The following is a 13,211-nucleotide window of genomic DNA, read 5'->3' as shown; positions in this document are numbered from 1 at the left end:
AAAAACAAAACACACCAATTATGGACGATATCAATACAACATCAGGTGAAATCACAAACGAAAATGTGAATTTTGAAACCCGAATCAATCTCGGACCTCTTTTAGAACATGTAAACACGATAAAAAAAGAGATCGAAACTGTAATTGTCGGGCAGCATAAAATGGTGGATCAGCTTTTGGTCGCTATTTTATCAAACGGACACGTTCTTTTGGAAGGAGTTCCGGGTGTTGCTAAAACGATTACTGCCAAATTATTGTCTAAAACTTTAAATATTGGTTTTAGCAGAATTCAGTTCACACCGGATTTAATGCCTTCAGATATTTTAGGAACTTCGATATTTAATCTGAAAAGTTCTGAGTTTGAATTCAAAAAAGGACCAATCTTTTCTAATTTAATTTTAATTGACGAAATCAACCGTGCCCCGGCAAAAACGCAAGCGGCACTTTTTGAAGTAATGGAAGAACGCCAAATTACAATTGACGGATCCGGTTACCAATTAGAAGCTCCATTTTTGGTAATTGCAACACAAAACCCAATTGAACAGGAAGGAACTTATCGCCTTCCGGAAGCGCAATTAGACCGTTTTCTTTTCAAAATAACTGTTGATTATCCAAAATTGAATGAAGAAATTTTAATCATTCAAAGAGAGCATTCTTTACAGGATCATGGCAAACTGGATGCGATAAAAACAATCCTTTCTTCTGAAGAAATTAAAGAATATCAAGGCTTAGTAAAACAAATCAGAGTAGAACAAAATTTATTGGAGTACATTGCCAGAATTGTAGTAAACACAAGAGAAAATGCCTTTTTGTATTTAGGAGCTTCGCCTCGTGCGTCGATTGCAATTTTGAACGCTGCCAAAGGTTTTGCCGCAATCCGAGGACGTGATTTTGTTACTCCCGAGGATATTAAAGAAGCTGCAATTCCGGTTTTACAGCACCGTGTTATTGTAACGCCTGAACGTGAAATGGAAGGAATTACAAGCTCTGAAATCATTAAACAGATTATCGAAACTGTAGAAATTCCAAGATAATTTTTTATCTCCTGCGAGGTTTTCAAAACCTCGTAGGTATTTTTTCATTCTAAGTAATTCATACCTACAAGGTTTTGAAAACCTCGCAGGAACTAAAAACATTTAAAACTTGAAATTCATAAAAAGTCTATATCTGAATAATTTCTTCTTCTATGTGCTAATTGGCATAATAGGATTATTTGTTTGTGCTTTTATTTTTCCAAACATATATAATGCGGTCTGGCTGATTGTTTTGGCTTTAGGTACATTTTTAGTTCTTGATCTTTTAATTCTCTACGTCGCCAAAACCGGACTGGAAGCAGAACGAATTACACCTGAAAAATTATCGAATGGAGATTTAAATCCGATCAAAATTAATTTAAAAAACCACTACAATTTTCCAGTTTTGGTTAAGATAATTGATGAAATTCCGTTTCAGTTTCAGGTTCGTGATTTTAAAATCATAAAATCGATTAAAGCTTCCACACAAAAAGAAATCAGTTATGAACTTCGTCCAACAGAGCGTGGAGAATATCATTTTGGCACCTTAAATGTCTATGTTTCTTCTCCGTTGAGATTAATTTCCAGAAGATTTACTTTTGATAAAGACCAAATGGTTCCAACTTATCCCTCTTACATTCAGTTAAGAAAATACGATTTACTTGCTTTTTCAAACAATTTGTTTCAATACGGAATTAAAAAAATACGCCGAATAGGACATACAATGGAATTTGAACAAATTAAAGAATATGTTCAGGGTGATGATTTGAGAACCTTAAACTGGAAAGCAACCGCAAAAAGAAATTCTTTGATGGTTAATCAGTTTCAGGACGAAAAATCACAATCTGTCTATATGGCAATTGATAAAGGACGTGTTATGCAAATGCCTTTTGATGGTTTGAGTTTACTGGATTATGCTATTAATTCGTCTTTGGTTTTATCTAATGTTATTCTAAAAAAGCAAGATAAAGCCGGACTTTTTGCCTTTTCTAAAAAAGTCGAAAACAGAGTTTTTGCAGAAAGAAGAGGTTCGCAGATGCAAAAAATTCTGGAGACTTTATACAATATAAAAACAAATTTCTTCGAAAGCGATTATAGTCGTTTGTATGTTGATATCAAAAAGAACATCAATCAGAGAAGTTTGATTATTCTGTATACCAATTTTGAAACCATGGATGGTTTAAATCGTCAGTTGCCTTATTTAAAAGGAATTGCAAAAAGCCATTTACTGGTTGTGGTTTTCTTCCAAAATACAGAATTAAACTCCATCATCAATAAAAAAACAACCACAATTCAGGAAGTTTACGATAAAGTGATTGCCGAAAAATTCATGTTTGAAAAACGTTTAATTGTGAATGAATTAAAGAAATACGGAATCCATTCCGTTTTGACACAACCTGAAAATCTTACGCTTGACGCAATTAATAAATATTTAGAAATTAAGTCGAGAGGGATTTTGTAAAAGTTGTAAAATTTAAGCGGACTAGTTGTCCCTCATTTTAATAATCTGATTTTTTTCTCCGTCTATTAATTTATAGTTACATTACGTTATCACGTAAAAATTGCTTTATTAAATTACTTAGTTTTGAATTCTATTTCAAATTAATAAGTAATGAAAAAAGCTTTTTTTATTCTGATCATTCTACTGAGTCTTAAATCCATAGCTCAAAAAACAGAAAACATCATCATTATCACTACTGATGGTTTTAGATGGCAGGAAGTTTTTAAAGGAATTGATCCTGCAATTGCCAATAACAAAAAATTCAATCAGGGAGACAGCGCTTACATTTATAAAAAATACGCTGATGTCGATGTTAAAGAAGCCCGCAAAAAACTCATGCCTTTTTTCTGGACTGAAATCGTTTCGAAAGGACAGATTTATGGCAATAGAGATTTAGGAAATAAAGTCGATGTTGCTAATCCGTATTGGTTTAGTTATCCCGGTTATAGCGAAATCATGACTGGAAATGTGGATTTGAAAGTCAATTCAAATAGCTACAAACCCAATCCGAATGTAAACGTTCTCGAGTTTTTAAATCAGCAATCCAAGCTAAAAGGAAAAGTTGCTGCTTTTGGTGCCTGGGATGCTTTTGACCGAATTTTAAATGAAGAAAGAAGCGGATTTCCTGTAATTTCTTCTTTTGATAAAGTCGGAGGAAACAAACCAACTGCAGCTCAAAACTTATTAAATGAAATGCGTGACAATTCATACAAACCCTTTCATATGGATGAATGTCTGGATGTTTTTACCCATTATCAGGCTTTAGATGAACTGAAAAATAAAAAGCCAAAAGTACTTTATATTGCATACGGTGAAACCGATGAATGGGCGCATCATGCACAATACCGTTCGTATCTTGATGCGGCAAATCAGGTTGACAAATGGATTCAGGAAATCTGGAATTTTATTCAGAATGATCCTCAGTATAAAAATAAAACCACTCTTTTCATAACCGTAGATCACGGACGTGGTGACAAAATAAAAGCGCAATGGACAGATCACGGTTCTGACGTTCCGGGAGCATCTGAAATCTGGTTTGCCGCAATGGGCCCGGAAATTGCACCTAAAGGAGAGATTAAAACCGAATCTCAACTTTATCAAAAACAGTTTGCGCAGACTTTAGCGAAACTAATGGGATATAATTTCAAAACCAATCATCCTGTTGAGAAAGAGATTTCAGAGCTATTTTAAGTAACCAATAAACCAAAATAATTAACCGTTTAAACCAATCCAATGAAAAAAACATTATTATTTGTCTTGTTATGGACGATTTCGATTACTAAATTATCTGCAAGTGAACCAGATACACTTAAGGCATATTATGACAAAATTGACAAATCTTTTCATTACGAATCCGGAAAAATTACACTTACTGAAGGAAACGGAGTTCTGAATGTCCCAAAGGGATTTAAATTTTTAAATGCTGAGCAAACTCAAAATGTGCTGACTAATTTATGGGGAAATCCTGAAGACAAATCCATATTAGGTTCGCTTGTTCCTGACGGAAAAGGTGTTACACATGCAGACAGCTGGATGTTTGTAATCAGCTATCAGGGTGATGGCTATGTAAAAGATGATGATGCCGACGATATTGATTACGACGATCTTCTTAAAACTATGAAAGAAGATGTTGCTGCCGCAAATGCCGAAAGAAAAACGGCAGGCTATCCTGAGGTTCAATTAATTGGATGGGCATCTAAACCATTTTATGATAACAATCTAAAAGTATTGCACTGGGCAAAAGAATTACAATTTGGTGCTGATAAAAATCATACTTTAAATTACGATTTAAGAGTTTTAGGTAGAAAAGGAATGTACAATATTTCGGCTGTTGCTGGTGTAGATCAATTGGAAGAAGTAAAAGCAAGTATTCCGGGAATCATCAAAAGTGTTGAATTCAATGACGGACATAAATATCTTGATTTTGATGCAGACACAGACACCGTTGCAGCCTGGACAATTGGCGGTTTAGTGGCCGGAAAAGTATTAGCAAAAGTTGGATTCTTCGCTGTTTTAGCAAAATTCGGAAAGTTTATTGTAATTGGGATTATCGCTGCTTTTGCCGCAATTAAGAAATTCCTTTTTGGAGAAAAAGACCAAATAGTAACAAAACCTGCTGAAGAAACTGCTCTTTTAGAAGAAAACAATTCTACAGAGGAGTAACTATTTATTGTTAGCCACGAATTTCACGAATTTTCACGAATTGTTTTTCTTTCTTATCTATGAAAAAAATTCGTGAAAATTCGTGAAATTCGTGGCTAACCTTTTTTCAGTAAACCTACAAGGTTTTAAAAACCTTGCAGGAAGAAAAAAACTCAGTACCTTAGCACCTTAGAATCTTAGTCGCTTAAAAAAAATGAAACAAATTACTTCAGTTCAAAATCCGTTTATAAAATCTTTGGTTTTACTACAAGAAAAAGCCAAAGCCAGAAAACAAACCGGAACATTTTTGATTGAAGGCCAACGTGAAATTTCATTAGCTATTAAAGGCGGTTATGAAATAGAAACTGTTTTATTTTTACCTGAATTAGTCACTGAAAACGAAATCAATAAACTAATTCAGAATTCCTTTCAACTGATAGAAATCAATAAAGAAGTTTATCAAAAACTGGCTTATCGTGATACAACCGAAGGTATTTTGGCTGTAGCCAAAACCAAATCTTTAAAATTATCAGATTTAAAATTATCAGATAATCCATTAATTCTTGTAGTTGAATCTTTAGAAAAACCAGGGAATATTGGTGCTGTTTTACGTACTGCCGATGCAGCTAATTTAGATGCTGTTTTAATCGCCAATCCAAAAAGCGATTTATACAATCCAAACATTGTGCGTTCCAGTGTTGGTTGCCTTTTTACCAATCAGATTGCAACGGGAACCACTGAAGAAATTATTGCCTTTTTAAAAGAAAAAAAAATTAATTTCTACAGCGCTACTTTACAGAATTCAACTTCCTATCATACTCAAAATTTCACCACTCCAACCGCGTTGGTTGTAGGCACAGAAGCAACTGGTTTAACGCAACAATGGCGTGACGAAGCAACACAAAACATCATCATCCCAATGCAGGGAGAAATTGACAGCATGAACGTTTCTGTTGCTGCCGCTATTTTGATTTTTGAGGCGAAAAGACAAAGAGGTTTCTGATTTTAGATTTTAGATTTTAGATTTTAGATTTTAGATTTTAGATTTTAGATTTTAGATTTTAGATTTTAGATTTTAGATTTTAGATTTTAGATTTTAGATTTTAGATTTTAGATTTTCTAAAAGTCGCTGTGCTCCTTTTTTGAAATTTGCTTCTCTTTACTTGTTTAGAGTGCTTTAGATCATTTTAATTGATATTGATTTTTGATATTGACACTGATATTTGGAATTTAAAAATTGGAATTTATTTCTGAAAAAATCAGCAATCATAAAGCCTTGTGTATATTCAAACTAATTCTTATTTTTAGTACTTGAACTATGCCGTTATGACAGAAATAGATATCGAAAAAGAAAACAAAGCTATTGCTCACGAATACAAGGAATTACTTCGAATAAGTTACCAAACTTTAAGCCCTACTGACAAAAAATTAATTCGGAAAGCATTTGACGTTGCCGTTGATGCTCACAAAGAACAAAGACGTAAGTCGGGAGAAGCCTATATCTTTCATCCAATTGCAGTTGCAAAAATTGTTGCCTCAGAAATTGGTCTGGGTGCAACCTCTATCGCTGCGGCCTTACTTCACGATGTTGTAGAAGACACTCCCATTACAGTTGAAGATATTGAACGCTTATTTAATCCGAAAGTTGCGCAATTGGTTGAAGGTCTTACTAAAATTTCCTTAGTTCAAAAAGACTTAAATGCGTCAATGCAGGCGGAGAATTTCAGAAAAATGATTCTGACACTGAATGATGATGTTCGTGTAATTTTAATTAAACTGGCCGATCGTCTTCATAATATGCAGACTATGGATTCGATGGCGGAATATAAACAGACCAAAATTGCATCTGAAACATTATACATTTACGCGCCTCTTGCCCATCGTTTGGGGCTTTACAACATTAAAACCAAACTGGAAGATTTAGGTTTAAAATATACCGAACCTGCCATTTATAATGATATTGTAAGCAAAATTCGTGAAACAAAAGAAGAACAAGATGCTTACATTAAGGATATATCGGATGTTCTGAAGAAATCTTTAGATAATGAAGGCGTTGATTACATTATCAAAGGCCGACCAAAATCTATCTATTCGATTCGAAGAAAAATGCGTGCTCAAAACGTAACCTTCGATGAAGTGTACGACAAATTTGCGCTTCGAATTGTGTATAAAGCTGATCCGCATGACGAAAAATTTATCGCCTGGAAAATCTATTCGATTGTAACAGATCATTACAGACCGAGTCCGAGCCGTTTACGTGACTGGATTTCTTCTCCAAAATCAACTGGTTATGAAGCACTTCATATTACCGTTATGGGACCAAAAGGACGTTGGGTTGAAGTTCAGGTTCGAAGCGAACGTATGGATGAAATTGCCGAAAAAGGTTATGCTGCTCATTACAAATACAAAAATGGAGCAACAGAAGAAAGCGGTTTAGATGTTTGGCTGAATTTACTTCGCGAAGCATTAGAAAATCCTGAAACCAATGCGGTAGATTTTGTTGAAGATTTTAAAATGAATTTATATTCTAAAGAAATCTTTGTTTTTACCCCAAAAGGAGAAATCAAATCTTTACCAAAAGGTGCAACTTCTCTCGATTTTGCTTTCAGCATTCACTCTGAAATCGGAATCAAAACCAGAGGAACCCGTGTTAATGGCCGCTTAGTCCCATTAAACTACGAACTGAAAAGTGGTGATCAGGTTGAAGTTATTACATCTCCAAACCAAAAACCAACAGTCAACTGGTTAGAATATGTAACGACTTCGAGAGCGAAAAATAAAATCAAGAACGTTCTCAACGAGAATACTAAAAAGATTGCAGAAGAAGGAAAAGAATTACTTGTTAGAAAATTAAAACACTTAAAAGTCACTTTTAACGAACAAGTAACCAATGAATTAGTCAACTTCTTCAAACTAAAAACAAGTTTAGATTTATTTTACCGAGTTGGAATTGGTGCGATTGAAAACCAGCAGTTGAAAGACTATGCTGCTCAGAAAAGCAATTCGTTTATCAATTTCTTTAAAAATAAAATTAAGCGAAACAAAGACACTACTGCAGCCGAGGACATTCATAAACCAGTTATCAGCAGTAATTACGACATGCTGGTTTTTGGAACAGAACATGACAAGCTGGATTATAAGTTATCGCAATGCTGTAATCCAATTCCAGGTGATGATGTATTTGGTTTTGTGACTATCAACGAAGGTATTAAAGTACATAAAAAAGATTGTCCAAACGCAATTGGAATGCAGTCCAATTATGCGTACCGAATTATGAGTGCCAAATGGATTGACTCTTCTCAGGAAGAATTCAAAGCCATTATCAATATTACCGGAATGGACGTTTTAGGACTTACCAACCAATTAACGCGAGTAATTTCAAACAACATGAGTGTAAATATTCAGAGCATTTCGTTGAGTACCGATGCCGGAATTTTTCACGGCCAGATTGCAGTAATTGTAAAAAATAATACCATTTTAAAGAAAATGATCAATGCAATTAAGAAAATCGACGGTGTTGACAAGGTCACAAGAGAATATAGAACCTAACTTTTTAACCTATCTATAAGGGATTTATAACTAAACTTTAAACCCGAAACTTTTATTGATTGAAAATAAAAATTTATCTTTGCCGGATATGACACTCATTTCAACTGACAACACTAGAAATCAAGAAATTGTAAAAAACGTTTTTACAATGTATCTTGAGCAAAAAGGGCATCGCAAAACTCCTGAGCGTTATGCTATACTTCAGGAAATTTACGACAGCGAGGAACATTTTGACATCGAAAATCTGTATATCAAAATGAAAAACAAAAACTATCGTGTGAGTAGAGCTACTTTATACAACACGATTGAGTTATTGTTAGACTGCGCTTTGGTTAGAAAGCATCAATTTGGGCAAAATCAGGCTTACTACGAAAAGTCTTATTTCGACAAACAGCACGATCACATTATCATGACTGATTCTGGAGAAGTAATTGAATTTTGCGACCCAAGAATTCAAACGATCAAAAAAACGATCGAAGAAATATTTGATATCGAAATTACAAATCATTCGCTTTATTTCTACGGAAACAAAAAGCAGAATTCGAATTCATAGTCTGAAAAATCAGACTTTTTCAAAAAAGACAAAAAAAAGAAAATTAACTACATAATCAGTAGGATGGCTTAGACTGTCCCAACGCAAATTAAAAAAGAATGACCGTAGATTTATTACTAGGATTACAATGGGGAGATGAAGGTAAAGGAAAAATTGTAGATGTTCTTACCTCAAATTATGATATTATTGCACGTTTTCAAGGAGGACCAAACGCAGGACATACATTAGAATTTGACGGAATTAAACACGTACTTAGAACTATCCCTTCTGGAATTTTTCATAAAAACTCAGTAAATATCATCGGAAATGGTGTTGTAATTGATCCGGTAGTTTTTCAAAAAGAAATTGAAGGTTTGGAGAAATTCAACCTTGATATAAAAAGTAAATTAATCATTTCAAGAAAAGCACATTTAATTTTACCAACTCACCGTTTACTTGACGCTGCTTCTGAAGCATCTAAAGGAAAAGCTAAAATTGGTTCTACTCTTAAAGGAATTGGACCAACTTATATGGATAAAACGGGTAGAAATGGTTTACGTGTTGGAGATATCGAATTAGAAGATTTCAAAGAGCGTTACAGAGCTTTGGCTGACAAACACGAAGCGATGATTGCTTTTTACGATGTTAATATTCAATACAACTTAGCGGAACTAGAAAAAGAATTCTTTGAAGCTATCGAAGAATTGAAAAAATTAGATTTTATTGATAGTGAAGAATACATGCACCAGGCTCAAAAAGCTGGAAAATCTATTCTTTGTGAAGGTGCTCAGGGATCTTTATTAGATGTTGATTTTGGAACTTATCCTTTTGTAACTTCATCAAATACTACTGCAGCAGGAGCTTGTACTGGTTTAGGAATTGCTCCTAACAAAATCAAAGAAGTTTACGGAATTTTTAAAGCTTATGTGACTCGTGTTGGTAGCGGACCTTTCCCAACTGAACTTTTTGACGAAGTGGGTGCTACAATGGCAAGAGTTGGAAACGAATTTGGTTCTGTAACAGGAAGACAAAGACGTTGCGGATGGTTAGACTTAGTAGCTTTGAAATATGCTGTTCAGGTTAATGGAGTTACACAATTAATGATGATGAAAGGTGACGTTCTTTCTGGATTTGAAACTCTAAAAGTTTGTACAGAGTACAACTACAAAGGACAAAACATTTCTCACTTCCCTTACAACATTGAACCGGAAAATGTTACTCCGGTTTACAAAGAATTTAAAGGATGGAAACAAGATTTAACGGGATTGACAACTTACGATCAATTGCCAATTGAGCTAAAAGAATATATTGAGTTTATTGAAAAAGAAATCGAAGTGCCAATCAAAATTGTATCGGTTGGACCAGACAGAAAGCAAACAATAACAAAATAATACATTTAAACGCTCTGATAATCAGAGCGTTTTTTTTATACAAATCATTTCATTTATGAAAAACCCAAAAGTTGAAATTAAAGAAACTAAATTATTATCAGACAATTGGTATATCTTAAACCGGGTTACTTTCGATTATCAAAAAGAAAATGGCGTATCTGAAATTCACACTCGTGAAGTTTATGACCGTGGTAATGGTGCCGGAATTTTATTATACAATTCAACTAAAAAAACAGTCATTTTAACGCGTCAGTTTCGTTTACCAACTTTTCTTAACGGAAATAAAGACGGAATGATGATTGAAGTCTGTGCCGGACTTTTAGACAAAGACAATCCGGAAACTGCCATTATTCGTGAAACCGAAGAAGAAACAGGGTATCGTATCTCTAAAGTGGAGAAAGTATTTGAAACCTACATGTCTCCAGGTGCTGTAACCGAAATTTTGTATCTTTTTGTTGGAGAATACGATGAAAGTATGAAAGTAAGTGAAGGCGGCGGATTGGATGCTGAACAGGAAAATATTGAAGTTTTGGAATTTACTTTTGATCAGGCATACGCTATGATTGAATCACGAGAAATTACCGATGCTAAAACTATTATGTTGTTACAGCATGCAAAAATTAAAGGTTTGCTATAAGTAAGTTTTTTTTGAGTATTTTAGATTCACTAAAAAATCTAAAATGCTCAAATTAAAAATAGTACTTCTTTTCTGCTTGCCGATTTTATTATTCTCCCAGAATGAAAAATTATCGGCTGAAAAACTAAAACAGGATCTTACTATTTTTAAAGAAATAAGAGAAAAAGCCAATTCCGGTCTTTACAAATACAGAACAAAACAGCAGATTGACAGCATTTATTCTTGGGCACTCAAACAATTAAACAAACCCAAAGAATTAATTGAATTCTACAAAATAATTCTGCAAATAACGGACTTCGAAGGAAGTCTTCATAATGACACTACACTTCCCGATGATTTCGAAAAACAATATTCATCAGGAAATGTTTTCTTCCCTTATCCTGTTAAACTAATTGAAGATAAACTGATTGTTAATTTTCAAAACAACGAAATTCTTTTAGGTTCTCAAATCCTGAGCATAAACGGAATTAAAACCAAAAAACTACTTTCCTCTTTCCATAAATATTATACAACTGACGGTTATAACATAACAGGGAAATCAATTGGAATTGGGAGTTCTTTCGCTAAATATTTTGAAATGGAATATGGATCTAAGAAGAAATTTGTAGTAGAATATTCCCTTCCAAACAAAACTGAAAAAATAATTAAAACAGTTTCAGGGATTTCTAATGATTCCCGAAAAGAGAATTTCAAAAAACGTCACTCCCTTCCTATTGACAGTTTGCAATATGGAACAATAAAAGGTAAATATGCTTTTAAAGTTATTTCGCCCAACATCGGGTTACTTACTATTAATACTTTTGCAATTGGAAGAAATGCAAAAGATAAAGAGCATTTAATTTATAAAAAATTCCTCGACAGTTGTTTCCAATACCTTTCTAAAAATTCTCAAATAAAAAATTTAATTGTTGATGTTAGAAATAATGGAGGTGGGACAGATCCGAATGACATCTTGACTTTTTCTTATCTAACACAAAAATCGTATCGTGAAAATTCATCAGCTTACGTTAACTTTCAGGAAATTCCGTTTCCAGAATATTTAGTTTATGAAGAAACAGAACCCCAGAAAAAACAGGAAGAGAAAAAAGATTTTGAAGATGAATTAAAGGAAGAATTTCCGAGACTGGAAAATGGGAAATATTATCAGGATGAAAAATTCAATCCGTTATTACAACCAAATCCAAACAATTTCAAAGGACAGATTTATTTATTAATAAGTCCACGAATTGCATCTGCAGGATCATTATTTGCTTCTTTGGTTGCCGGAAACACAAAAGCAATTGTTATTGGCGAAGAAACCATGGGCGGTTATTTTGGACATAATGGGCACACTCCTATTGAATATGAATTGCCAAACACTAAAATCAAAACACAATTTTCGATTGTAAGTCTGGACCAAGATGTGCCTGAAAAGTCAAATCAGATTTTTGGTAGGGGAATTATTCCTGATCATGCAGTGAAACAGACCTTTGAGGATTTTATGCAAAATAAAGACACACAATTGGAATATACTTTGAAATTAATTGAACCTAAATAAATTAACTTAACCAAAAACCTAAATAATGGGATTATTTGACTTTTTTAAGAAAAAAGGAACTTCAGAAAAAACAGAAAGCAACATACTACTTGCTATGCCAATGTTCGAAAATAACGAGCGTTACAGTATAGAAAGTGTAATACAGAACCTAAAGGATTTTTGGGGATTATCTGTGACAGATTTCACTGGAGATGATAATTCAGCGATTTTTAAAATAAATGATGAATTAATAGCTGTTGCATTTGTAGGAGCACACATTCCTTGGGAAGATATCTCAGGAACTGCTAAATATACTTATGGCTGGCAGACAGCTGAAGGAGATTTGAAAAATCTTGACGGACATGCTATCGTTTCTGTGATGTCTGGACAACAAAGTCAGGTAGAAAGGTTCACCATTTTAAGTAAATTATTATGCTCTATTCTTTCGACATCAAATTCATTAGGGATTTATCAAGGTAGTCAAACCTTATTAATACCTAAATCGCAGTATTTAGAATACATTCCCGATTTACAGCAACAAAAATCTCCAATTCATTTATGGATTTATATTGGAATTAGAACTTCTGATCAAGGAAACAGCATTTATACTTATGGATTAAAGGAATTTGGAAAACAAGAAATGGAAGTTATCAATTCTCAATTACCACTTGAAGAATTATATGGTTTCATCTCCAATATAATTGCTTACGTAATTGATAGTGATGTTACTTTTAAAAATGGAGAAACACTTGGCTATACTATGGATCAAAAAATCAAAATAACTTCTTCACAAGGAATATTGGTCGAAGGACAAACTTTAAAATTAGAAATGTAATTTAAAAGCTCTAAATGAAAATCCCGAAAACAATTCAAAAAATTATGTAACCCTTTTCAGCTATCATATTTATAACTTTATTTTCATAAAATTAA

11 protein-coding genes are annotated in these 13,211 nt (G+C 33.5%); all 11 read left to right on the top strand.

The genetic code is table 11. The annotated features are described in order from the left end of the window. Positions 1-20 precede the first annotated feature (20 nt). The 11 genes from HYN56_RS12325 (at position 21) to HYN56_RS12275 (ending at position 13,116) form a co-directional block, all read left to right on the top strand. Positions 21-1,034 (top strand): AAA family ATPase, encoded by a 1,014-nt coding sequence (locus HYN56_RS12325; RefSeq protein WP_109194788.1) that lies wholly within the window; start codon positions 21-23, stop codon positions 1,032-1,034. 109 nt (positions 1,035-1,143) lie between these two features. After that, positions 1,144-2,475 (top strand): DUF58 domain-containing protein, encoded by a 1,332-nt coding sequence (locus HYN56_RS12320; protein WP_109192446.1) that lies wholly within the window; start codon positions 1,144-1,146, stop codon positions 2,473-2,475. A 150-nt stretch (positions 2,476-2,625) separates the two neighbouring features. Beyond that, on the top strand, positions 2,626-3,705 hold the full coding sequence (locus tag HYN56_RS12315; protein WP_109192445.1) for an alkaline phosphatase family protein: 1,080 nt from the start codon (positions 2,626-2,628) through the stop codon (positions 3,703-3,705). Positions 3,706-3,747: 42 nt separating this feature from the next. Beyond that, positions 3,748-4,677, top strand: a complete 930-nt coding sequence (locus tag HYN56_RS12310) for a DUF2167 domain-containing protein (protein WP_109192444.1) — start codon at positions 3,748-3,750, stop codon at positions 4,675-4,677. A gap of 193 nt (positions 4,678-4,870) precedes the next feature. Then, complete coding sequence (locus HYN56_RS12305; RefSeq protein ID WP_109192443.1) at positions 4,871-5,659, top strand: TrmH family RNA methyltransferase; 789 nt, start codon at positions 4,871-4,873, stop codon at positions 5,657-5,659. A gap of 323 nt (positions 5,660-5,982) precedes the next feature. Continuing rightward, positions 5,983-8,205 (top strand): RelA/SpoT family protein, encoded by a 2,223-nt coding sequence (locus tag HYN56_RS12300; protein WP_109192442.1) that lies wholly within the window; start codon positions 5,983-5,985, stop codon positions 8,203-8,205. Positions 8,206-8,293: 88 nt separating this feature from the next. Continuing rightward, positions 8,294-8,758, top strand: a complete 465-nt coding sequence (locus tag HYN56_RS12295) for a Fur family transcriptional regulator (RefSeq protein ID WP_091496313.1) — start codon at positions 8,294-8,296, stop codon at positions 8,756-8,758. Positions 8,759-8,856: 98 nt separating this feature from the next. Then, positions 8,857-10,128 (top strand): adenylosuccinate synthase, encoded by a 1,272-nt coding sequence (locus tag HYN56_RS12290; RefSeq protein ID WP_035649096.1) that lies wholly within the window; start codon positions 8,857-8,859, stop codon positions 10,126-10,128. 55 nt (positions 10,129-10,183) lie between these two features. Beyond that, the gene (locus tag HYN56_RS12285) at positions 10,184-10,765 is read left to right on the top strand and encodes an NUDIX domain-containing protein (protein ID WP_109192441.1); all 582 of its coding nucleotides are present in this window, start codon (positions 10,184-10,186) and stop codon (positions 10,763-10,765) included. A 43-nt stretch (positions 10,766-10,808) separates the two neighbouring features. Then, entirely contained in the window at positions 10,809-12,302 is a 1,494-nt protein-coding gene (locus HYN56_RS12280) for a S41 family peptidase (RefSeq protein WP_109192440.1), read from the top strand. Positions 12,303-12,327: 25 nt separating this feature from the next. Further along, positions 12,328-13,116: a DUF4261 domain-containing protein gene (locus HYN56_RS12275; protein ID WP_109192439.1), complete on the top strand. Its 789-nt coding sequence runs from the start codon at positions 12,328-12,330 to the stop codon at positions 13,114-13,116. Positions 13,117-13,211 lie beyond the last annotated feature (95 nt).

This window comes from Flavobacterium crocinum (assembly GCF_003122385.1).
GTDB lineage: Bacteria > Bacteroidota > Bacteroidia > Flavobacteriales > Flavobacteriaceae > Flavobacterium > Flavobacterium crocinum.
Note: the sequence above shows the minus strand (reverse complement) of the source record. Positions and strands in the feature narration are given on the sequence as shown.